We start from the raw sequence: 20,349 nt of genomic DNA, 5'->3' as shown, positions 1-20,349 counted from the left end.
ACGCGGGTAAACGTTGGTATCAGTGAGCGGCTGGCCCCTCGTACTGCACGAGGATCGCGTTGGCCAGGTCTTCGTCGGTGGCATTGAGGCCTGGGTTGTCCTGGCGGATCTGCTGCAACACCGCCTCCATGTAGACCCCGCGGATCGCGCCGTTACTGGCGACAAACGCAGAGACGTCATCCCGGGCAGGAATCACCATCTTGTGGTCTTTGAAGGTCGAATACAGGGACGCGGAAACCCCTGCCGAGGTCGCGACGTCCTTGCCGCTGACGGCCAGGGCAGACCCGATGGGCAGGCATAACATCAATGAAGTAATGAGTAACATGCGGCGCATGGCGTCGTCCTCCAACAGCGTAAAGCGAAAAGGAAGTAACACATTACTTAGGAGGTGCGGCGAGGCTCAGGAGTTCCGTGGCCCCCGGCAAATGGCCACGTACCCCAGGCTCTACCGCCGGTCTTAAACCGACGGGCTCACGGAAATAGGCTTAAATAACCACAGGATGGGGTCGATAACCTCTTCAGAGTCGTCTTTCGCAGCGTCCAACAGGGGAACAACAAAGTGTCCATAAAACTACGGTTACTTCTGTTGATGGGGACGGGCCTGCTCACGGCGTTGGTCATGAGCCTGGTCAGTTACCTGGGGCACACCCAGATGGCCCAGGCCGTGAACGACAGCGAAGTCAGCATGGCGGCGCTGCGCAATCACCTCGAAGCCGACATGATGCACGATGCGCTACGCGCCGACGTGCTGTCGGCGATGTTGGTGGGACTGGGCAAAAGCACCAGCAGCAAGGACGAGGTGCGCAGTTCCATCGAGGAGCATGCGACGCGTTTTCGTGAGGTGCTGGGTGAAAACCTCAAGCTGCCGGTCAACGCGACCATCATGGCCGGCCTGAACAAGATCAAGCCGAGCCTCGACACCTACATCAGTGCCGCCGAGCGAATTGTCGCGGTTGCACTGGAAAATCCGGAGGCCGCGCAGCAGCAGATCGGTACGTTCAACGGCGTGTTCACGCAACTCGAAGGCGAGATGTCGGCGCTGAGCGAGTTGATCGAGACCAACACTCAACAAGCCAGCCAAGGTACGCAGCAGGCCATCAGCCACGCCAACATCGCCCTCGGCAGCGTCCTCGTCGCCAGCTTGTTGTTGCTGTTGGCCCAGGGTCGCTGGGTGATTCTGAGCATCATGGCGCCGTTGCGCTCGGCCATTCGCATCGCCGACAGCATCGCCCATGGCAACCTCAGCGAACCGATCATCGAGCCCACCGGCAACGACGAAGCCAGCCGCCTGATCCGCACCCTGGCGACCATGCAACGCGACCTGCGCGGCATGATCGAAGTGGTGCGCAGCAACGCCCACGGCGTCAGCGGCATGAGCCAGCAATTGAGCAACGGCTGCCACGAAGTCGCCGGCAGCAGCCAGCAGCAAAGCGTCGCCGCCAGCACCATGGCCGCCGCCGCCAGCGAAATGACCGCCAGCATCGAAGAAATCACCCGCCACGCTAACCGCGCACTGGACATGGCCAACCAGGCCGAAGAACTGGCCAAGGACGGCGGCAAGGTGATTCATCAGGTGGTCAGCGACATGGACGGCATTGCGCGCTCGGCGCAGCAGTCGGCCCAGGTGATCCGCACGCTGGACAAGGAGTCCGAGGGGATTTTCAGCATCATCCAGGTGATCAAGGGCATCGCCGACCAGACCAACCTGCTGGCGCTGAATGCCGCGATCGAGGCGGCGCGCGCCGGTGAACAGGGCCGAGGTTTTGCCGTGGTCGCCGACGAAGTCCGCAGCCTGGCGGGCCGCACCAGCGCGTCCACCCAGGAAATCGCCGCGATGGTCGCACGCATCCAGCAAAGCACCCGCGAAGCCGTCACCAGCATGGAGGCCGGCGTGGCCCAGGTCGACAAAGGCATGGCCGTGACCGCCGACGTCGAACGCGCCATCCGCGAAATCCTCGAAGCCACGCTGAACACCACGCAACTGGTCAACGACATCAGCCGCACCATTGGCGAACAAAGCCTGGCCAGCAACGAAATCGCCCATCAGGTGGAAATGATTGCCGGCATGTCCGAAGACAACAGCAAGGTCATCGGACGCACGGCGTCGACCACGGATGAGTTGTCGTCGCTGGCGGGGCAGTTGTCGCAGTCGGTGGATCGCTTCAGGCTTTAAGCCTTTCCTTGCTGGGCAACAGACCCAAGTGCTGTAGGGTACTGTCGCCCCCAAGGAGAGTTGAAATGATTGATTTGGCAACCTGGAACCTGACGATCCCTGTAGGGACGCCCGCCAAAGTCATCGATACGCCGCGACTGGTGGATGGCTATTCCGACAACTATTTTCGCTCCGGCGACTCGCTTTTTTTCTGGGCGCCGGTCACCGGCTCCAGCACCTCGAAATCCGAATTCCCCCGCAGCGAACTGCGTGAAACCCTGAGCGACGGGACCCTGCGCAACTGGACCTATCCCGAAGCTGATCACCGCCTCAAGGCCGTGTTGAAGGTCAATCAAGTGCCTTCAACCGGTCGGATCGTGATCGGGCAAATCCATATCTACCAAGACAAAGGCCCGCTGCTGAAAGTGGAGTATCAGTACGATGCGGCCACCAAGAAGGGCAATGTGATTGCCAACTATCGGCTGAAACCGGGCAGGGAAGACATCACCGTCGTGATTGCCAGGGACATTGCCTTGGGCAAGCCGTTTTCGTATGAAGTTCGCTTCAGTTCTGCCGGCTATTTGAATGTCAGTTCGCAAGGGTACAGCTGGGGCAAACAAATCAGTTCGAGCTGGAAGAACAAGCTTCTGTACTTCAAGGCTGGGGTTTATGCGTTGGATAACGCCGGCTACAAAAATGAAGGCGGGCAGGTGACGTTCAGTCAGCTGGACGTGGCGCATACCAAGCCCTGAACTGGGGACATAATCCTGTGGCGAGGGAGCAAGCTCCCTCGCCAAAAGTTACTCGGCGTTAGATCCGAAACGCCTGACGCCCCACCAACAACCATTTCCCATGCTGTTTCTGCCAGATCTGCAGGTTCTCGATCTCGGTCGGCACTACTTCCGTGCCGTTGAGCGCCTGCGCCGAGAAGTGGTTACGCACCAGCGCGGTATCGCCTGACAGAGTGATGGTCTGCTTCTGCATCTCCAGGGTCTTGAACGCACTTTTGCCGGTTTCGATATCGGCGATAAAGGCGGCCTTGTCCTGGACCTTACCGCTGGAATGCCCGTAGCTCAGGTTGGTCGCCGTCAGCTTTTGCAGCTCGGGGATGTCCTTGTGCAACATGGCTTGGGTCAGATGGTCGACGGCTTGCGCCACGTCCTTCTCGGCAGTGGCCGGGGCGGCGGCGACATAACCGCTGAAGAGGCAGAGAAAACCGATCAGCAATTTGGTTTTTTGCATGGGTGTTTCCTTGTTGTTGTGGGGAGTCGAGACTGAGTAAATTTGTCAGTCGTCGTACAACTTAGCAGATATTTTGCCGAGCCAACAGAACGAGCTTTTGGCCGACATGGCCATTTGTCGGGCGCGAGGAACGGCGCTCAAGCTCGGTCCTTCCAAGGGAAAACGACCCTTGGGAGCCCAACCATGAGTGATGACCCTAAGCAGGAAGCCTTGGCCGCCTGGTACAAGCTGCTCAGGCAACCCGAAATCCGCATGGACAGTGAAGAGCACTACGACGAACTGCTGAAGGCCGCCGATGAGATGGAGCGCGCCGGATTGATCAACGGCATGGAGTGGCGCGTGCTGGTACGCGAGGCGGGTGTTGCCTTTGCCAATTCGATTCAAGGCATCGGCGGTGGAACCTGATGAGCAAAGCGATCAGCGCCCGTGACCTGGGCATCCACCTGAAAAAAGGCGATGAAGACGCCCTGTTCAAATGGTTTGTCGCCAGCTTCCTGATGGGCAAGCGCATCCAGGCGGACATCGCCGCCCAGGCTTATCGGGTGATTGTCGAAAAACACAGCCGCGACACCGCGCGCAAGTTGGCCGCTTGTACCCATCGGGACTTGGTGGCCATGCTCGGCGAGGCCCATTACGTGCGTTACGACGAAACCACCGCCGAGCGCCTGCGCCATCTGGGCAAAAAACTCAGCGATGAATACGCCGGTAAAATCGGCGCCATTCATAACGCCAGCGAAGATCGCCAGGCCTTCGAAAAACGCCTCGACGCGTTTGAAGGCGTAGGGCCGAAAACCATCGAAATCTTTATGCGTGACGCCGCGGCGGTGCTCTATTGAGTCCGCTCTACATCGGTTGCGCGGGCTGGACTCTGCCCCGGGATTACTGGCCGCTGTTTCCCGACACCGGCACCCATCTGCAACGCTACGCGACGCAACTGCCGGCCGTGGAAATCAACAGCTCGTTCTATCGTCCGCATCAACCGCAAACCTATCTGCGCTGGGCGCAATCGGTGCCGTCGACGTTTCGCTTTTCAGTCAAGCTGCCCAAGCTCATTACCCATGTGCAGCGCTTGCAACATTGCGAAGGCTTGCTCGACGAGTTCCTTGCTCAGTGCCTGAAATTGGGTGACAGGTTGGGCTGTCTGCTAATCCAGCTGCCGCCGTCGCTGGCCCACGACGCCACGTTAGCCGCCGAATTTTTCCGCATGCTGCGGCAACGTTATGCGGGCACCGTGGTACTCGAACCGCGCCATGAAACCTGGCGCGCAGCCAGCGGTTTACTGATCGAACACCGCATCGGACGAGTCGCCGCCGATCCCTCACCGATCACCGGCGGCACCACGCCGGGTGGCTGGTCCGGGGTGCGTTATTGGCGCCTGCATGGCTCGCCACGGATTTACTACAGCGACTATGACTTGGGACGATTGCAGGTGTTGGCGCAGCGAATGCGCAGCTCTATGGAGGAGGGCGCTGAGACCTGGTGCGTTTTTGATAATACGGCGAGTGGGTTTGCGCTGGGGAATGCGTTGAGTTTGCGGGCGTTGCTGGAACCATCAGGTTGATGGTGTCCACCCAGTCGCCTATTGATTCAAGGCGCGCCAACCAATCCATCCAAATACTCAACACGCTTTTGCGTCTGCTCCAGCAGGCAGAAGGTATGGATCGTGCCAAAACCACTGCCTTCCCTTGATTCGTAAGTCTCGAAGTCGCAACTGGCATCGCGTAAAGCAATCCAGGCTAATTGAGCCTTTTTCAGCATCTGATCCTGGGTGGGTGGATTTCTGGAAAGACCATTGTCTTTGTACCGCGCGATCAATGTTTTGTAAGCCGTATTCAGCGCCTGGTCGGATGCTTTGAGTTTCTGCTGCAGGCAATCGTACATCTCGCCTTCATCGGTGGCGGCAGGGCAGATGTTGCTGGCTTGCGCGGTGGCGCACAATGCGAAAAACAGTACTGGAACAAGCAATGAGCGGTAGCGGTGAATCGTTTTCGGCTCAACGCCGGGGTGAAGGCCATCCATGGTTAATCGTTCTCAGGTGTTTGGGGGGGGCGTCACTTTAACGGTCTGGTGCCGTTTGTAGCGAATTCGGTGATGCGCGCGGTATCGTCAGCCTCAGGAATGCCACGTTTTACCAACCTCCGCCGATACATCCAGACACAGACCCCGACCACCAAGTCGCGAACAGACGCGCGGGTTTGCCATGTCGTGATATTCTTCGCCCCATCTTGCTTTGACCAATTCAGTTCGCGCGCCCTTGAGGCGTGCAAACAGGATCAATGTCGCTCAAGTAGCTGAAGCCAATAATGATAAGAAGTCAGTTCAGTAGGGACATATAAACTGAGGTCGATGGACACGTCGGCCTTGTGTGCCCACCCTCCAATCCTGATGTGCGGGAACCCGCGACATGCTGCCTGCATGGCGTGAACCAGGGGCCTTCGCGGTTGGGATGGAAGGGCGGATGGCGTTTTATCATAGGTGCTACAGATGCTTAAAAAACTCAACACGGCCCTGCTGGGGCTGGCTTTGTCGATGGGGATCACGTCCGTTCACGCGGAAGAGGCAAAGAAAGTCGATGTGCTGCTCATTGGCGGCGGCATCATGAGCGCGACCCTGGGCGTGTGGCTCAACGAGCTGCAACCGGACCTGTCGATGGAAATGGTCGAGCGCCTCGACGGCGTCGCCCTGGAAAGCTCCAACGGCTGGAACAACGCCGGTACCGGTCACTCCGCCCTCGCTGAGCTGAACTACACCCCGGAAGACGAAAACGGCAAAGTGTCGATCCCGAAAGCCGTTGAAATCAACGAAGCTTTCCAGATCTCCCGCCAGTTCTGGTCGTGGCAGGTTCAGCAAGGCGTCCTGAAGAACCCGCGTTCGTTCATCAACTCCACTCCGCACATGAGCTTCGTGTGGGGCGATGACAACATCAAGTTCCTGAAAAAACGCTACGAAGCCCTGCAAGCGAGCCCGCTGTTCGCCGGCATGCAGTACTCCGAAGACCCGGCTGTGATCAAGAAGTGGGTTCCGCTGATGATGGAAGGGCGTGACCCGAACCAGAAAGTCGCGGCCACCTGGACCCCGATCGGCACCGACGTTAACTTCGGCGAAATCACCCGCCAGTTTGTTGCGCACCTGCAAACCACGCCTAAGTTCGACTTGAAACTGTCCAGCGAAGTACAGGACATCACCAAGAACGAAGACGGCACCTGGCGCGTCAGCTACAAAAACCTGAAAGACGGCACCGAATCCGAAACCGACGCCAAGTTCGTCTTCATCGGCGCGGGCGGCGGTGCACTGCACCTGCTGCAGAAGTCCGGCATTCCTGAAGCCAAGGAATACGCAGGCTTCCCGGTCGGCGGCTCGTTCCTCGTGACCGAAAACCCGACCATTGCCGAGCAACACCTGGCCAAGGCCTACGGCAAAGCTTCCGTCGGCGCACCGCCAATGTCCGTTCCGCACCTCGACACCCGTGTCCTGGACGGCAAACGCGTCATCCTGTTTGGCCCATTCGCGACCTTCAGCACCAAGTTCCTGAAGGAAGGCTCGTACCTGGACCTGCTGACCAGCACCACCACCCACAACATCTGGCCGATGACCAAAGTCGGCATCAAGGAATACCCGCTGGTCGAGTACCTTGCCGGCCAACTCATGCTGTCCGACGAAGACCGCATGAACGCCCTGAAAGAATACTTCCCGAACGCCAAAGCCGAAGACTGGCGCCTGTGGCAAGCCGGCCAACGCGTGCAAATCATCAAGCGTGATGAAGCGGCTGGTGGCGTGCTGAAACTGGGTACCGAGATTGTTGCTTCCGCTGACGGCACCATTGCTGGCCTGCTGGGCGCATCGCCAGGTGCATCGACTGCTGCGCCGATCATGCTGACCGTGCTGCAGAAAGTGTTCAAGGATCAGGTTGCTTCCCCGGCCTGGCAAGAGAAGCTGCACCAGATCGTGCCGAGCTATGGCACTCAGTTGAACGGTAGCCCTGAGAAGGTTGCTGAGGAGTGGGCTTATACGGCGAAGGTGTTGCAGTTGACTCCGCCGCCAGTGATTCCTCAGGTTGCGGCTCCGACTGCTGCACCGGCTGAACCTGCGAAGGCTCCGAAGGCTAATGCTGCAAGTGATATGGCTTTGTAAGTAGAAGCTGAATCGAAAAGCCCACTGGACCGGTGACGGTTAGTGGGCTTTTTTGTGGGCGGGATTTGAGAGAGGCGTAGCTAGCCTGTCGCATCTTCTGTTCTAGAAGAAGCCCAACGGATTGATGTCGTAGCTCACCAGCAGGTTTTTGGTCTGCTGATAGTGATCGAGCATCATCTTGTGGGTTTCACGCCCGACGCCGGACTTTTTGTAACCACCGAACGCGGCATGCGCCGGGTACAGGTGGTAGCAGTTGGTCCACACACGACCGGCCTTGATGGCGCGGCCCATGCGGTAGGCGCGGTTGATGTCGCGGGTCCAGAGGCCGGCGCCCAGGCCGAACTCGGTGTCGTTGGCGATGGCCAGGGCTTCGGCTTCGTCCTTGAACGTGGTGATGCTCACCACCGGGCCAAAGATTTCTTCCTGGAACACGCGCATTTTGTTGGTGCCCTTGAGCAGGGTCGGCTGGATGTAATACCCGGTCGCCAGGTTGCCCTCGAGTTTTTCCACCTTGCCGCCGGTCAGCAGCTCGGCGCCTTCGCCCTTGGCGATTTCCAGGTACGAAAGGATTTTGTCGAATTGCTGTTCGGATGCCTGGGCGCCGACCATGGTGTCGGTGTCCAGCGGGTCGCCACGTTTGATCGACAGGACTTTTTTCATCACGACTTTCATGAAGTCGTCGTAGATCGATTCTTGAACCAGTGCACGAGACGGGCAGGTGCAGACTTCGCCCTGGTTGAAGAACGCCAGCACCAGGCCTTCAGCAGCTTTCTCGATGAAGGTTTCTTCGGCTTGCATGATGTCGGCGAAGAAGATGTTCGGCGACTTGCCACCCAGCTCCACGGTGGACGGAATGATGTTTTCGGCGGCGCATTTCATGATGTGCGAGCCAACCGGAGTCGAGCCGGTGAAGGCGATCTTGGCGATGCGTTTGCTGGTGGCGAGGGCTTCGCCGGCTTCTTTGCCGAACCCTTGCACCACGTTCAGCACGCCGGGTGGCAGCAGGTCGCCGATCAATTCCATCAGCACGGTGATGCCCAGCGGGGTTTGCTCGGCAGGCTTGAGCACCACGCAGTTACCGGCGGCCAAAGCCGGGGCGAGTTTCCACGCGGCCATCAGGATCGGGAAGTTCCACGGAATGATCTGCCCGACCACGCCCAGCGGTTCATGAATGTGATAAGCCACGGTGTTGCCGTCGATCTCGGCGGCGCTGCCTTCCTGGGCGCGGATGCAACCGGCGAAGTAGCGGAAGTGATCCGCCGCCAGCGGGATGTCGGCGTTGAGGGTTTCGCGAACGGCTTTACCGTTGTCCCAGGATTCGGTGATCGCCAGCAGTTCCAGGTTCTGCTCGATGCGGTCGGCGATTTTCAGCAGCACCAGCGAGCGCGCCTGGGCGGACGTGGCGCCCCAGGCATCGGCCGCCGCGTGGGCCGCGTCCAGGGCTTTGTCGATGTCTTCGGCGGTGGAACGCGGGAATTCGGCAATCGGTTGGCCATTCACTGGCGAGGTATTGGTGAAGTACTGACCTTTGACAGGCGCGACGAACTCGCCGCCGATGTAGTTACCGTAGCGGTGCTTGAAGGTCACGAGGGCGCCGGGGGCGCCAGGATGGGCGTAGATCATGACGAGTCTCTCTTGTTGTTTTTGGTGGTGGCCGTCCGGGTGACGGCCACTGTCACTTCAGTGGCCGAGTGGGTTCAGGAACCTTGAGGGGTTTCACCGCGCGCCAGGCGGGCATTGATGTCTTCGATGACTGCCGGCAATTCGACGATGGTGTCGATCAGGTAGTGCGGACGAGAGCCTTCGAACATCTTGATGATGCGGGCGCGCTCTTCGGCCAGTTTGTCGGAGGGCAGCGCCTGGTACTGTTCGTAGGTCAAACCCAGCGCGTTGCCGGAGCACGTCAGCGCGACTGTCCACATGCCGGCACTGCGGCCTTCGAGGATGCCGGGCCAGGTGTCGTCGACCTTGACGCAAGCGGCGACGTCGCTGATGCCCAAGGCGATCACGTTAGCCAGAGCCTGGGCCGGGTGTGGGCGGCCATTGGGCACTTCGTCGGTTGCTACCACGTGGTCGGCGACGTAGCCATTGTGGCGCGCCAGTTCCACCACTTTTTCCATGACGACAGCCGGATAACCCGAACAGGACCCGATTTTCAAACCCTGGTCGCGCAGCGCATCGATGGCGTTCAAGGCGCCAGGAATCAGCGCCGAGTGCAGGGCAATCTTCTCGATTTGCAGCGGCATGAAACGCTCATAAAGCGCTGTGACGTCTTCATCGGTCGGTAAGCGATCAAACACCGCACGGTACCGTTCGGCGATCTGTGGCTGGTTGCATAACGTGCGGATGTGGTCCCACTTACCCATCCCCATGGGGCCGCGCGCTTCCTCCAGAGAAACCGCTACGCCAAACTCGGCAAAGGCCTCGACAAAAATTTGCGTAGGTGCGAATGAACCGAAATCTACGACGGTGCCTGCCCAGTCCAGGACCACGGCTTGCAGTTGAGCAGGTTGTTTGTAATGCATGGTGAATCTCCACTTTTGGGTAGGGGAAGACCGTCCCTCTCACCAGTGAGAAGTAGGGTTATCGATTGTTAAAGTGCGCTACAGAATCAGATGACAGGCGTTGAACTAGCGTCGAACAACTCCGCGATCATCGGCCGGTTTCTGCGAATACCGAGGCAGCACAAGTGGTAGTCGATGGAAAACGGGTGATTTACAAACGTGATCGGTTTTGTACCTGGGGTTTCGGCGTATTCGACGGCAGCGACAAAACCTATGCCGATGCCCTTGGCGATGGCATGAACAATGGCTTCCCGGCTGTTCAACTGCATCACACAGTTCAGCGAGACGTCGAGGCGCTTGCAGCTTTCCTCCACCAACTGGCGAGTGCGTGAACTTTTTTCCCGAAGCACCCACCTCTCGTTGCTGATCTGCTCGACGTGTACCTCTTTTTGACTTGCCCAGGGATGGTCTTCGCGCACAACGGCAATGATCGGATAGCGCCGGTAAAGTTGCGTATCAAAACGCTGGTCAAATTCGGACAGCGCCAGAATCGCCACATCAATGTCGAAATTGAAGAGCCTGTCCAGCGTCTCCTTTTCAGGGGAAAACGAGGTCTCGAGTTCGATGTCCGGGTGCCGCTGCATCAATTCGTACGTCAGGTTCATCGCAATGGGCGGGGAAACCGCCCCCAAGCGCAACATACCTATCTTGCGCTGCTTGAAGCTTTTCAAAAGTTGCACGGCTTCATCCTCTTGGCCGAACAGGCCCTGGGTGATCGCATAAAGCTTGTGTCCTGCCGAACTCATTTCGATAAAGCGGCCGCGACGATGGAACAGTTCTACGGAAAACTTCTTTTCCAGCGCGTTGACCTGCTCACTGACCGTCGGTTGGCCGACGCTCAGGTACTCGGCAGCGAGGGTGAAACTGCCAGTCTTCGCTACCGCATGAAAAGATCGAAGCCACTTGTGGTACTGGTACATAGAAGATCCTGTTCCTGAGCCGCAACCTATGATTCAAGCCTCTAAACCTTGTACTCAGCGCCTGATGAACAGCGCAACCACCGCGCTGCAAAGGCACGCGGTAGTGACCACAAGGAAGATCAACGACGTATTGCCGGTACTGTCGAGCATACTGCCGATCAGCGGTTCCGCCAGGCCCGCAAACAGATAGGACGAAAAGTTCATGACGCCGGTTGCCGTGCCAGCACGTTTTGCTCCGACCAGGTCAGGGCAGAGCGCCCAGAAACTCGACGCAGGGCCGTAAACAAAGAACCCGCAGAGGAATAACGCGATAAGACCAGTGGCGCTGTGTGGCGCAAGCGTCCACATCCACAGGCTGGTGGCGGCACCGAGCACCATGTAGAGCATGATTGCCAGGTAGCGTTTGGAACCGAACAGTTTGTCCGAAATCCAGCCATTACTCAGCGCGCCGATAGCCATGCCTACCGGCAGGGCAACAGTGATCCACTTTGGATCGATCATGCTGTCGCCGCTCTTCCAGTTGGCACCCAGAAAGTGAACAGGTACCCAGACGATCAGGCCATAGCGAGCGGCGTTCTGGAAACCCAGGGACACGGCGGCAATGATCAAACGAAAGTTTTTCAGGACGGCTTTATAGCGTTGCGCAGAGGTCTCGACTTCGCCATGGGCCACTTCGTGATTTTTGTCATCGGCGTTCGCTACACCGGTGTCTGCGAGCGGCTCGAAGCCCATATCCTGTGGGCGTTCCCGCGCCACCAGGTAGAAGATTATCCCGCCCGCCAGCATCAGCAGCACGGGCAACCGAAAGATCCAGCGCCACTCCAGATGCATCACCTCAAGCACCACGATCGAAGTCACGTAAGAGAGGACCGAGGCGCAACCGGCGGCGAACACGTATAAGCCATAGACCTTGCCGCGCTCGCCGGCACTCCACCAGTTGGAGATCAGCCGACTGCCCGGCGCCCACCCCAACGCCTGGAAATAACCGTTGATGCCCCAGGGCAGGATCAGTGCGGCAAAATTGCCGGCGAAGCTGGTCACCCAGTTGGCGGCGCAGGACAACACCGCACCGGCGGTCATAATGCGGCGACCGCCGTATTTATCGGCAAGGTTACCGTTGATGGCCTGGCCGATGGCATAAGCCCAAAGCATGGCGGCCGATGCCCATCCGAGGTGTTCCTTGGTAAAACCGAATTCGGCCTGGATGCCCGGAATGGCGAAACCGAAGGTTTGCCGACCGGTGTAGAAAAACAAATAACAGAACATCGCTGCCAGCAACATGCGCCATTGAGCGACTCGGAATGAGGCGGTGTGTACGGCCAGAGCAGGCATGGTTTGGGCACGATTCATGATCTTTTCCTTATTATTGTTCGCTCTCACCAGTTGGCGCCGGCGGATGCACTCTTTTGTGAGGGCAGCAGGAAATCGTCGCGGCTCGTCATGCCGCTGACAGTGCTTGTCGGGTGTTGGCAGGGCTACGCAGCTTGAGAGCCGATAAAGTTTTTGCCCCTTGCGCCCTGCATGGCGAAAAGAATCATTTGCTCGGCTTGCTCCGCCGTTACGCCATAGTCGGAAAATTCCGTTTTCACGCCCAGGCTATGCAGGAATTCACGCAACTGATCCTGAGCTTTGTCCAGGTCGTTGCCGAAAATTCGTTGAAGGGTACGGTCGCGCACTGCGTCGTGACCCCAGGCCAGTCCCAGCACCCGCGGCAATGTAAAGGAGCAGGCTATGCCATGCGGCAGGCCGTAGTGCAGTGTCATCTCGTAAGATATGGAATGGGCAAGGGCGGTTTTGGTGTTGGAAAACGCCAATCCGGCCTTGAGGGCGGCCAATGCCATGCGCGAACGCAGTTCCTTGTTGGAGAGATCACGATGCAGCAGCGGCAGGCACTCCAGGATGTCCGCAATGGCGGAGATGGCGAAGGTGTCCGAAACCGGATTGGCGTTGATGTTCCAGACCGACTCCAGCGCATGAGACAAGGCATCCAGTCCTGTAGAGACGGTGACGCCGCCAGGAACGGTCAGCATCAGCTCCGGGTCCACAATGGCGACTTTGGGCCAGGTGCATTCAAGGTGCAGCGAGTATTTTTTGTGGTTGGCCGAATCCCAGATCGTCGCCCAAGGCGTCACCTCGCTGCCGGTACCTGCCGTGGTGGGCGCCGCGATCAGTATTTTGCTGCGCGCCGGGACGAAGGGTTTGCCGGTTGCCAGCAACGCGAGCAATTCATCAAAATGCCCCGATTCAGTCCCCACGATCAACGCCTTGGCGGTATCGATGGCACTGCCGCCACCCACTGCGATGACCGCCTGGCATTCGCCGGCTTGCTGCCAGAATCGTTCATAGGTCTCACGTAGCTGGGCCACGTCAGGATTAGGCTGGACATCTTCAATCACATACACCAGACGGTCGCCCAGCAGGTCTTGAATGCGATCAACCAAACCCAGCCCACGCGCCTCGGGAAAGGTCACAAGGGCGACTTTTTGGTTTTCAGTGATGTTGGCAAGCTCAAGCAGGCTGCCCCAGCCGAATCGTGTATCAACGGGATTGTGGAATCGGGCAATCATGGCGGGTCCTTTGTTTTTGTTGTTGGAAGTGGCCCCATACTCGGGGCGCTTCATCAACAGCTCAAATCGATAGTTCGCAGGCATTAATCGGCTGAACCGATACTTGATTCAATGTGAGTGCTTGCTAGAGGCGTGTTTAGTTGTGAACGCCACGCTGGATCGCGTTGCGCAATCGACCCGACACCGCGTCAGCGACGATCACCATGAGCGTGATGACGATGATGCAGGTGGCAGTCTCCTGATACTTGAACAGTTTCAGGCTGCTCACCAGCTCAAAACCAAGCCCACCGGCACCCACCATGCCGAGTACGGTCGCCGAGCGTAAATTGACTTCGAAGCGGTAGAGGACCACTGCAATCCAGGCAGTGATGACCTGCGGCAGTACCCCAAAAACGATGACCTGCAAGGGCCGTGCGCCGGTAGCCTGGAGCGCTTCAATCGGGCCTTGGTCGATCTCCTCGATACTCTCGGCAAAGAATTTTCCAAGCATGCCCAGGCCATGCAACGCCAGCGCCAGCACGCCGGGGAAGGGCCCAAGGCCTACCGCCGAGACAAATATCAGGGCAAGAATCAGTTCATTTATGCTGCGAGTGAAATTAAGAAATTGCCGGGTCGCGTGGAAGACCAACCGGTTTTGGCTCAGGTTGCGGGCCGCGAGAAATGACAGCGGAATGGCCATCAACACGCCGAGCAATGTGCCCCAAATGGCAATTTGCAGAGTCTCCACGGCGGGCGCCAGCAGTCGAGGAAGAATGCTCAGGTCGGGTGGGACGGTGCGTGCAAGGAAATCACCAATTTGTGGCAACCCTGCCGCGAGTTCGCCCACGCTTAATTGCGCTCCCGTGGCACTCCAGTGCAGAGTCAGAATGACCGCCAGCACGATTGCGCCAGTGGACAGCCAACCACGCGGTCCGCGAGGCAGGCCCACCGTCCACAGATAACGTTGCTGTTTCATGCTCAAACCCTCAGTTGCGCGCAAGGGGTCACCCGCTCGCCCGCGCTCGCAGTGGTACCTTGGGCGTCCGTTGTCTGGCCGGGGTATATGCGCTGCAAGTCGTCTTCGGTCATGCTGGAAGCGGTACCGTCATACACAAGTTTTCCGTGGGCCAGGCCTACGATCCGGTCTCCAAACTCTCGGGCGTAATCAACCTGATGCAGGTTGCACAACACCGTGATACCCAGCTCCCGCGTGGCGTCGCGCAAATATTGCAGCACCAGGCGCGCAGTCTTTGGGTCGAGACTGGCTACCGGTTCGTCCGCCAGAATCACTTTTGGGCGTTGCGCCAGGGCACGTGCGATGCCCACGCGTTGCATCTGCCCCCCGGAGAGCGAATCGGTCCGTTCGCGGGCTTTATGCGCCAGCTCGACGCGCTCCAGGCACTGCATGGCCAACGCCACGTCCTCGCGCCGAAACAACTGCATGATCGAGGTGAGCGTTGATACAGCGCCCAAGCATCCGGTGAGTACATTCTTCAGTACGCTGAGACGTGGCACGACGTTGTGGTGCTGAAAGATCATCGCCGCCTGACGTCGCAGAACGCTGGTGTCGCGGCAGGCCAGTGCGTCAATACCTGCCACTGAGAGCGTCCCTGAATCGGCTTGGACAAGTCGGTTGATACAACGCAGCAAAGTAGATTTACCCGCACCGGACTGGCCCAGCACCACCACGAATTCTCCCGCTGCCACCTCCAGGTCGATCCCACGTAAAACCGGGTTTGATCCGTAGTGCTTGGTCAGTTGGCGGATGCTGATCATTTGAGCCTCCGCAAATCGAGATCGAGCACCTTGGCGGTTTCGCGCACGACGTCGTAAGCAGCATCGGTAGTGGGCTGAAAGCCATCCAGTTGGCCCTGGTCACCCCAAGGCACATCCTTGATCGAAGCCAGGGCAGCAGCGACTTTTTGCTTGAGTGCCGGGTCGAGGTTTTGCCGCCAGACCATCGGAGACTCCGGGATCGGACGAGAACTCCACACCACTTGGAATTCATCCTGCTTGACCAGTCCTCTGGCGACGGCGTTGGTCAGAATGCGGTCGGCGACTGCGGCTGCATCCACCTTCCGGTTGGCTACCGCGAGGATGCTTGCGTCATGGGAACCGGAGAAAATTACCCGCGAAAACAATGTTGCGGGATCAAAACCAGCCTGCTCCAGTCCAGCTTTGGGGAACAGATGACCAGAAGCAGAGCTGGGGTCGACAAACGCGAAGGTGTGATTCTTGAGATCTGACAATTCGTGAATGCCGCTGTCCTTGCGAGCAAGGATCAAGCTCTTGTAGGCGCTCTGCCCCGTTTTTTTGGTGACGGCAACCGCGAACGCTTCAACGTCTGCGACCGACGTTGCCAGAACATAGGAGAAAGGGCCGAGGTAGGCCACGTCCAGTTTGCCTGCACGCAGTGCTTCGATGATGCCGTTGTAGTCCGTGGCGACAAAGGGTTCGACTGGCATGCCCAGTTTGGCCTCAAGGCTGCTGAGCACTTGCTTGCTCGACTCGATCATCGCTTGGGAGTCTTCCGACGGGATCAGGCCAATTCTCAATTTTTCGTTCGCTCCCGCTTGGCAGACCGCGCTTATCGAGAGGCAGGCAATAGCGGCGATACGCAAGAATCTGGAGAAATTATTCATGGCATTCCAGGCAGTTGGTGGGAGTGGCCTCAGGCTAGAAATGTCACGTGACAGTCATACGATCAATTCAATATAGGTTTTCGCAGCTAAGTATTGATGGAGTCTATGGATGTCGACCGCCAAGATGCGTGCCTTCCTCGCCGTGGCACGTCACGGTAGTTTCAGTGCCGGCGCGCGGGCACTTGGGCTCAGCCAACCTACGCTCACCACACAAGTCCAGAGCATGGAGCGGCAATACAATCTAGAGCTGTTCCACCGTCGCGGGCGGCGCATTGAGTTGTCCGATGTCGGCCGGCAATTACTGCCAATTGCTCAGGCAATGGCTGCGCTGGATCTGGACGCGCACAACCTGCTGCGAGACTCCGGCCGGCTTGACAGTGGTCAGCTCAAGCTAGGGGCGGTGGGGCCTTTCCATGTAATCGAGATGGTCGACAACTACCTTCAGCAGCATCCTCGCATCGATGTTTCGATACGGGTTGGCAATTCGGCGCAGGTGCTGGCTGATCTTGAGAGTTACGTGACGGATATCGCGGTACTTGCCGGACGGCACGATGATCCAGGACTCTGCGCCGTGCATTACGCACGTCACGCCATCATCCTGTTTGCCCACCATGAGCATCCTTTCGCAGAACGCGATTCAGTACGACTTGAGGAGTTGGAGGGGCAGCGGCTGTTGCAACGAGAGCCCGGTTCCACAACTCGTCTGGTCCTGGAACAGGCCTTGATGGCGGCGCAAGTTGTGCCGCGCATCGCCATGGAAATCGGCAGTCGCGAGGCACTGCGTGAAGCCGTCGTGCGTGGGATCGGGCTGGGGGTGGTATCTGAAGCGGAGTTCATCGCCGATCCGCGTATTCGCACGATCCGCATCGAAGGGGATCCGCTCTACACCGAAACCTTTCTTTATTGCTTGGCTGAGCGTCGCTCCAGTCGACTGATCACATCGTTTTTTGATGTGGTTCTTTCGGCGGAGGTGAACAGCTCACATTAGTTTGCCGAGTATTGAACGTCCGCTTTTCGCCGACTCCTTTATTGACCCCCTATTGGATAATGCTCAATCCGACACGCATAACTATTCCCATCGCCCTTACACACCCCATCCAGATACCGATAGTCAACCCGCACCGACTGTCCCTTTTTAGGCCACTGTCGGCGTGGCAGCGGGTTTTGGTAATCGGGTTTTTCCGGAATGAAGGTGACAGTCGCCCCAACTTCAGGGCATTCCACGGTGTTTGATACCGGGCTGACTTTCAGGATTCGGGCCTGTAGCTGTGGAGAGGGTTGTTTCAATACATCGGTAACCAGCAACTCCAGACCGCAAATTTGCCATGCGGCGGCGTGTACGGAGTCGCACATTACTAAGAGCGTTAAGGCAAACAGCACCGAGGGCGTGACACGGTTTTTCATGATTGCGTTTGCCTGCCTTGGACGCATCGAATCATCGGGCGATTAAATCTCTTCGGTGTCGAGCGACACGTTGATGTAGAAGAACTTTATATCAGGCCACGATTCACGTTGGTTGATGGGTGTTTCCTCAGAAGCCATGACGAAGCTATACCCGAGATCTGTTTTTTTATCGCGATAAAAATAGGGCATGGAGTCCCAGACGCAGCAGTAAAACTTGAGTGGGGGCAGGCCAAAGCGTTGGGTCATGTACCGCTCGGCCTTGAGCGCGTCAGCACCCGTTATGCGGTACTGGGCAACGAAGGGTTTCCCCTGTCGGTCCGTGGCTTGAGTGCATTGTAGAAATTCTACAAAGGCAGGTTTGTCACTCATCTTCGCCAGAAAATCCTCGCAGCCGGTTGCCGCGCTTGCCCAGCTCGACAGCGTGCACAGGGCGAGTAAAAGCAGTCCGCGAATTAATCTGTTCACGCCTTCTCCGTCTTCACTTTCTGCGCCAAATCCCCTGTCACCCCCGCCGTGATCACCCCTGCGCCCGGCGCCAGGCTGGTCACGGTGCTCGTCACGCTGGTGGTGATGTTGCGCGTATACGCATCAATCGCCACGCCCCCACGCATATGCGCCGAGACCATTTGTGGCGAGATGACGGTGCGGGTGATGGTGGAGCTGACGGTGCGGAACAGGTTTCCCAGGGCCGATACGATGGAGATGATGGTGAGGGCGGCGAAGGGGATGGACAGCCACATGACGCTCATCTTGAACAGCGCATGTTCGGTGGAGTAGCCGTTGAGGCTGCGGCAGTAGAGCACCGACGCGATCAGGTAGGCGCCGGCCAGCGCTGTGATGGCCATGGGGTCGCGGAGGTCGAAGGCCAGGCGTGCGCACAGCAGGGCGTAGATCACCAGGCTGGCAAGCACATCCGGGAGCAGGCTTTTCAAACCTTCCAGGGCTTTGGAGATGTTGTAGATGACGAAGCCGATGATCACGATCCAGCCGAGCACAGGAATGATGCCGATGGCCATGACGAGTATTGAGAGCAGCAGGCTTTTGATGATGCCGTGGTGCAGGTTGTGCCTGATCAGGTAGAAGACGAAGTAGCCGAAGGAGAACAGCGCGATCAGCGCGAGGGAGCCCAACGCGGCTTCACGTGGCAGAAAAAAACTCAGGCCGCCCACCACCATCATGAAGGCCAGGCAAAGGTAAGCACTTTTGTTCATCGATGTTCGTCCGTGATCGGGAAGCAACCCGGGTGTTGTTCCGTTGGACGTGCATGCTACTAATTTGCCATTACTTTTGTCGAGTTCGGCGGGATTAGGCAATAAATCAGCAGGATGGGGTCATCGGTCGTGCCTGCGCCGGTCTTATCCTGTGGGCAACGCGGTGCAACGCAGCCGCCAGGGTTTCTGGGCGTTCGGCGATCAATGGGTCGCCACTGTCATCCACTTGAACGATTCAGCACCTACGCTCCTCCTCTGATATTCAACATCCGACTCAAAAGGCGATCGTAATGACCAAGACTTACAGCTACGCCGCGCAGGGTTCCAAGGACTCGCTCAAGCCCTTCACCTTCGAACGCCGTGCGCCTGGTGCCGATGATGTGCAGATCGATATCCTCTATTGCGGCGTCTGCCACTCCGACTTGCACACCGCACGCAACGAGTGGCAAAACACCTTGTACCCCTCGGTGCCGGGCCATGAAATTGTCGGTCGGGTGACCGCCGTTGGCGCGAATGTCAGCAAGTTCAAGGTGGGCGATCTGGCCGGCGTTGGCTGCATGGTCGACAGCTGCCAGCACTGTGCGTCGTGCGCCGAAGGCGACGAGCAATATTGCGAGAACGGCTTCACCGGCACGTACAACGGCCCGGTGTTTGGCGGCGAGAACACCTTTGGTGGCTACTCGGACAATATCGTGGTCAAGGAGAAGTTCGTCCTGCGCATTTCCCACGACGACACCAACCTGGCCGCCGTCGCGCCGCTGCTGTGTGCCGGCATCACCACGTATTCGCCGTTGCACCACTGGAAGGTCGGGCCCGGCCAGAAAGTCGGCGTGGTCGGCCTCGGTGGCCTCGGGCACATGGCGGTGAAGATCGCCCATGCCATGGGCGCGCATGTGGTGCTGTTTACCACGTCGCCGAACAAGCGTGAGGACGGCCTGCGCCTGGGCGCCGATGAAGTGGTGGTGTCGAAGAACCCGGATGAAATGGCCAAGTTTGCCAATACCCTGGACTTCATCCTCAACACCGTCGCTGCACCCCATGATCTGGACGCGTTCCTCAATCTGCTCAAGCGCGACGGCACGATGACGCTGGTCGGCGCGCCGGACAGTCCGCACCCGTCGCCTTCGGTGTTCAACCTGATCTTCAAGCGCCGCAGCCTGGCCGGTTCGTTGATTGGCGGGATTCAGGAAACCCAGGACATGCTGGATTTCTGCGCCAAACACGGGATTGTCTCGGACATCGAGATGATCAACATTCAGGACATCAACGAAGCCTATGAGCGCATGCTCAAGGGCGATGTGAAATATCGCTTTGTGATTGATATGAACAGCCTGAAGAAAGAAGCCAACGCTGCTTGATGAATCGCCCCTCGGGCCTGACCTGAGGGGCACTTCAGCTACCCCGCAAAAGATTCTCCCTATCACGCCCTAACACTGCCGCTATTAGCAGTCCTCCCCAGACGGTCTAGTCTTACCGTTGCGCTGGCGTACGCTGGCCGATTAATACCTGATAACGAGATAAGAAAGAGTCACAGGCT

The 20,349-nt window shown here is 58.2% G+C and carries 22 protein-coding genes; 8 read left to right on the top strand and 14 right to left on the bottom strand.

The features are described 5' to 3' along the window. Window positions 1-19: 19 nt before the first annotated feature. Complete coding sequence (locus HKK52_RS07900) at window positions 20-334, bottom strand: DUF2388 domain-containing protein (RefSeq protein WP_149662174.1); 315 nt, start codon at window positions 332-334, stop codon at window positions 20-22. Window positions 335-559: 225 nt separating this feature from the next. Between HKK52_RS07900 and HKK52_RS07895 the strand changes: the two genes are divergently transcribed. After that, on the top strand, window positions 560-2,173 hold the full coding sequence (locus HKK52_RS07895; RefSeq protein WP_169370332.1) for a methyl-accepting chemotaxis protein: 1,614 nt from the start codon (window positions 560-562) through the stop codon (window positions 2,171-2,173). Window positions 2,174-2,238: 65 nt separating this feature from the next. Beyond that, window positions 2,239-2,904 (top strand): polysaccharide lyase family 7 protein, encoded by a 666-nt coding sequence (locus HKK52_RS07890; protein WP_133835923.1) that lies wholly within the window; start codon window positions 2,239-2,241, stop codon window positions 2,902-2,904. A gap of 58 nt (window positions 2,905-2,962) precedes the next feature. Here HKK52_RS07890 and HKK52_RS07885 read toward each other — a convergent pair whose 3' ends face one another. Beyond that, window positions 2,963-3,394, bottom strand: a complete 432-nt coding sequence (locus HKK52_RS07885) for a nuclear transport factor 2 family protein (protein ID WP_133835924.1) — start codon at window positions 3,392-3,394, stop codon at window positions 2,963-2,965. Between the two features lie 183 nt (window positions 3,395-3,577). Here HKK52_RS07885 and HKK52_RS07880 point away from each other — a divergent pair, with 183 nt between their 5' ends. The 3 genes from HKK52_RS07880 to HKK52_RS07870 are packed head-to-tail and all read left to right on the top strand — an operon-like array spanning window position 3,578 to window position 4,955. Next, entirely contained in the window at window positions 3,578-3,799 is a 222-nt protein-coding gene (locus HKK52_RS07880; protein ID WP_169370331.1) for a hypothetical protein, read from the top strand. Further along, window positions 3,799-4,230 carry a DNA methylase gene (locus tag HKK52_RS07875; protein WP_169370330.1) on the top strand — a complete coding sequence of 144 codons (432 nt, stop codon included), beginning with the start codon at window positions 3,799-3,801 and terminating at the stop codon, window positions 4,228-4,230. The genes HKK52_RS07880 and HKK52_RS07875 overlap by 1 nt, the downstream gene beginning before the upstream one ends. After that, the gene (locus tag HKK52_RS07870; RefSeq protein WP_169370329.1) at window positions 4,227-4,955 is read left to right on the top strand and encodes a DUF72 domain-containing protein; all 729 of its coding nucleotides are present in this window, start codon (window positions 4,227-4,229) and stop codon (window positions 4,953-4,955) included. Before HKK52_RS07875 ends, HKK52_RS07870 begins: the two co-directional genes overlap by 4 nt. 26 nt (window positions 4,956-4,981) lie before the next feature. Here HKK52_RS07870 and HKK52_RS07865 read toward each other — a convergent pair whose 3' ends face one another. Continuing rightward, entirely contained in the window at window positions 4,982-5,413 is a 432-nt protein-coding gene (locus HKK52_RS07865) for a lysozyme inhibitor LprI family protein (protein WP_169370328.1), read from the bottom strand. Window positions 5,414-5,878: 465 nt separating this feature from the next. Here HKK52_RS07865 and mqo point away from each other — a divergent pair, with 465 nt between their 5' ends. Next, window positions 5,879-7,525, top strand: coding sequence for a malate dehydrogenase (quinone) (gene mqo / locus HKK52_RS07860; RefSeq protein WP_169370327.1), 1,647 nt, complete (start codon window positions 5,879-5,881; stop codon window positions 7,523-7,525). A gap of 102 nt (window positions 7,526-7,627) precedes the next feature. Here mqo and exaC read toward each other — a convergent pair whose 3' ends face one another. The 8 genes from exaC to phnD form a co-directional block, all read right to left on the bottom strand. Beyond that, window positions 7,628-9,148 (bottom strand): acetaldehyde dehydrogenase ExaC, encoded by a 1,521-nt coding sequence (gene exaC / locus HKK52_RS07855; RefSeq protein WP_169370326.1) that lies wholly within the window; start codon window positions 9,146-9,148, stop codon window positions 7,628-7,630. A gap of 74 nt (window positions 9,149-9,222) precedes the next feature. Next, entirely contained in the window at window positions 9,223-10,050 is an 828-nt protein-coding gene (phnX, locus tag HKK52_RS07850) for a phosphonoacetaldehyde hydrolase (RefSeq protein WP_169370325.1), read from the bottom strand. An 86-nt stretch (window positions 10,051-10,136) separates the two neighbouring features. After that, on the bottom strand, window positions 10,137-11,009 hold the full coding sequence (locus HKK52_RS07845; RefSeq protein WP_169370324.1) for a LysR substrate-binding domain-containing protein: 873 nt from the start codon (window positions 11,007-11,009) through the stop codon (window positions 10,137-10,139). A 54-nt stretch (window positions 11,010-11,063) separates the two neighbouring features. Continuing rightward, window positions 11,064-12,359, bottom strand: a complete 1,296-nt coding sequence (locus HKK52_RS07840) for an MFS transporter (protein ID WP_169370323.1) — start codon at window positions 12,357-12,359, stop codon at window positions 11,064-11,066. 125 nt (window positions 12,360-12,484) lie between these two features. Beyond that, entirely contained in the window at window positions 12,485-13,576 is a 1,092-nt protein-coding gene (gene psrA / locus HKK52_RS07835) for an iron-containing alcohol dehydrogenase PsrA (RefSeq protein WP_169370322.1), read from the bottom strand. 136 nt (window positions 13,577-13,712) lie between these two features. After that, window positions 13,713-14,531 (bottom strand): phosphonate ABC transporter, permease protein PhnE, encoded by an 819-nt coding sequence (gene phnE / locus HKK52_RS07830; RefSeq protein ID WP_169370321.1) that lies wholly within the window; start codon window positions 14,529-14,531, stop codon window positions 13,713-13,715. Between the two features lie 2 nt (window positions 14,532-14,533). Further along, window positions 14,534-15,331 carry a phosphonate ABC transporter ATP-binding protein gene (phnC, locus tag HKK52_RS07825; protein ID WP_169370320.1) on the bottom strand — a complete coding sequence of 266 codons (798 nt, stop codon included), beginning with the start codon at window positions 15,329-15,331 and terminating at the stop codon, window positions 14,534-14,536. Next, window positions 15,328-16,197, bottom strand: a complete 870-nt coding sequence (gene phnD, locus HKK52_RS07820; protein WP_169370319.1) for a phosphonate ABC transporter substrate-binding protein — start codon at window positions 16,195-16,197, stop codon at window positions 15,328-15,330. The genes phnC and phnD overlap by 4 nt, the downstream gene beginning before the upstream one ends. A 109-nt stretch (window positions 16,198-16,306) precedes the next feature. Here phnD and HKK52_RS07815 point away from each other — a divergent pair, with 109 nt between their 5' ends. Further along, window positions 16,307-17,185, top strand: a complete 879-nt coding sequence (locus HKK52_RS07815) for a LysR substrate-binding domain-containing protein (protein WP_169370318.1) — start codon at window positions 16,307-16,309, stop codon at window positions 17,183-17,185. Between the two features lie 38 nt (window positions 17,186-17,223). Here HKK52_RS07815 and HKK52_RS07810 read toward each other — a convergent pair whose 3' ends face one another. Genes HKK52_RS07810 through HKK52_RS07800 form a run of 3 tightly spaced genes read right to left on the bottom strand, consistent with a single transcriptional unit; the run spans window position 17,224 to window position 18,812 of the window. Then, entirely contained in the window at window positions 17,224-17,601 is a 378-nt protein-coding gene (locus HKK52_RS07810) for a hypothetical protein (protein ID WP_237150732.1), read from the bottom strand. 42 nt (window positions 17,602-17,643) lie between these two features. Beyond that, entirely contained in the window at window positions 17,644-18,066 is a 423-nt protein-coding gene (locus HKK52_RS07805; RefSeq protein ID WP_169370317.1) for a DUF4952 domain-containing protein, read from the bottom strand. Further along, complete coding sequence (locus tag HKK52_RS07800) at window positions 18,063-18,812, bottom strand: hypothetical protein (protein ID WP_169370316.1); 750 nt, start codon at window positions 18,810-18,812, stop codon at window positions 18,063-18,065. The genes HKK52_RS07805 and HKK52_RS07800 overlap by 4 nt, the downstream gene beginning before the upstream one ends. 290 nt (window positions 18,813-19,102) lie before the next feature. Between HKK52_RS07800 and HKK52_RS07795 the strand changes: the two genes are divergently transcribed. Beyond that, window positions 19,103-20,170: an NAD(P)-dependent alcohol dehydrogenase gene (locus HKK52_RS07795; protein ID WP_169370315.1), complete on the top strand. Its 1,068-nt coding sequence runs from the start codon at window positions 19,103-19,105 to the stop codon at window positions 20,168-20,170. Window positions 20,171-20,349 lie beyond the last annotated feature (179 nt).

Source organism: Pseudomonas sp. ADAK2 (assembly GCF_012935755.1).
Taxonomy (GTDB): Bacteria; Pseudomonadota; Gammaproteobacteria; order Pseudomonadales; family Pseudomonadaceae; genus Aquipseudomonas.
This window is presented reverse-complemented; position numbering and strand designations above follow the sequence as displayed.

Excerpts from the sequence above, each read along its gene's own strand:
- psrA (WP_169370322.1), bottom strand. The coding sequence starts at position 13,576 with ATGATTGCCCGATTCCACAATCCCGTTGATACACGATTCGGCTGGGGC.
- HKK52_RS07845 (WP_169370324.1), bottom strand. The coding sequence starts at position 11,009 with ATGTACCAGTACCACAAGTGGCTTCGATCTTTTCATGCGGTAGCGAAG.
- HKK52_RS07865 (WP_169370328.1), bottom strand. The coding sequence starts at position 5,413 with ATGGATGGCCTTCACCCCGGCGTTGAGCCGAAAACGATTCACCGCTAC.
- HKK52_RS07875 (WP_169370330.1), top strand. The coding sequence starts at position 3,799 with ATGAGCAAAGCGATCAGCGCCCGTGACCTGGGCATCCACCTGAAAAAA.
- HKK52_RS07885 (WP_133835924.1), bottom strand. The coding sequence starts at position 3,394 with ATGCAAAAAACCAAATTGCTGATCGGTTTTCTCTGCCTCTTCAGCGGT.
- HKK52_RS07890 (WP_133835923.1), top strand. The coding sequence starts at position 2,239 with ATGATTGATTTGGCAACCTGGAACCTGACGATCCCTGTAGGGACGCCC.
- HKK52_RS07840 (WP_169370323.1), bottom strand. The coding sequence starts at position 12,359 with ATGAATCGTGCCCAAACCATGCCTGCTCTGGCCGTACACACCGCCTCA.
- HKK52_RS07880 (WP_169370331.1), top strand. The coding sequence starts at position 3,578 with ATGAGTGATGACCCTAAGCAGGAAGCCTTGGCCGCCTGGTACAAGCTG.
- phnE (WP_169370321.1), bottom strand. The coding sequence starts at position 14,531 with ATGAAACAGCAACGTTATCTGTGGACGGTGGGCCTGCCTCGCGGACCG.
- phnD (WP_169370319.1), bottom strand. The coding sequence starts at position 16,197 with ATGAATAATTTCTCCAGATTCTTGCGTATCGCCGCTATTGCCTGCCTC.
- phnX (WP_169370325.1), bottom strand. The coding sequence starts at position 10,050 with ATGCATTACAAACAACCTGCTCAACTGCAAGCCGTGGTCCTGGACTGG.
- HKK52_RS07900 (WP_149662174.1), bottom strand. The coding sequence starts at position 334 with ATGCGCCGCATGTTACTCATTACTTCATTGATGTTATGCCTGCCCATC.
- HKK52_RS07800 (WP_169370316.1), bottom strand. The coding sequence starts at position 18,812 with ATGAACAAAAGTGCTTACCTTTGCCTGGCCTTCATGATGGTGGTGGGC.
- HKK52_RS07810 (WP_237150732.1), bottom strand. The coding sequence starts at position 17,601 with ATGAAAAACCGTGTCACGCCCTCGGTGCTGTTTGCCTTAACGCTCTTA.
- HKK52_RS07815 (WP_169370318.1), top strand. The coding sequence starts at position 16,307 with ATGTCGACCGCCAAGATGCGTGCCTTCCTCGCCGTGGCACGTCACGGT.
- mqo (WP_169370327.1), top strand. The coding sequence starts at position 5,879 with ATGCTTAAAAAACTCAACACGGCCCTGCTGGGGCTGGCTTTGTCGATG.
- phnC (WP_169370320.1), bottom strand. The coding sequence starts at position 15,331 with ATGATCAGCATCCGCCAACTGACCAAGCACTACGGATCAAACCCGGTT.
- HKK52_RS07795 (WP_169370315.1), top strand. The coding sequence starts at position 19,103 with ATGACCAAGACTTACAGCTACGCCGCGCAGGGTTCCAAGGACTCGCTC.
- exaC (WP_169370326.1), bottom strand. The coding sequence starts at position 9,148 with ATGATCTACGCCCATCCTGGCGCCCCCGGCGCCCTCGTGACCTTCAAG.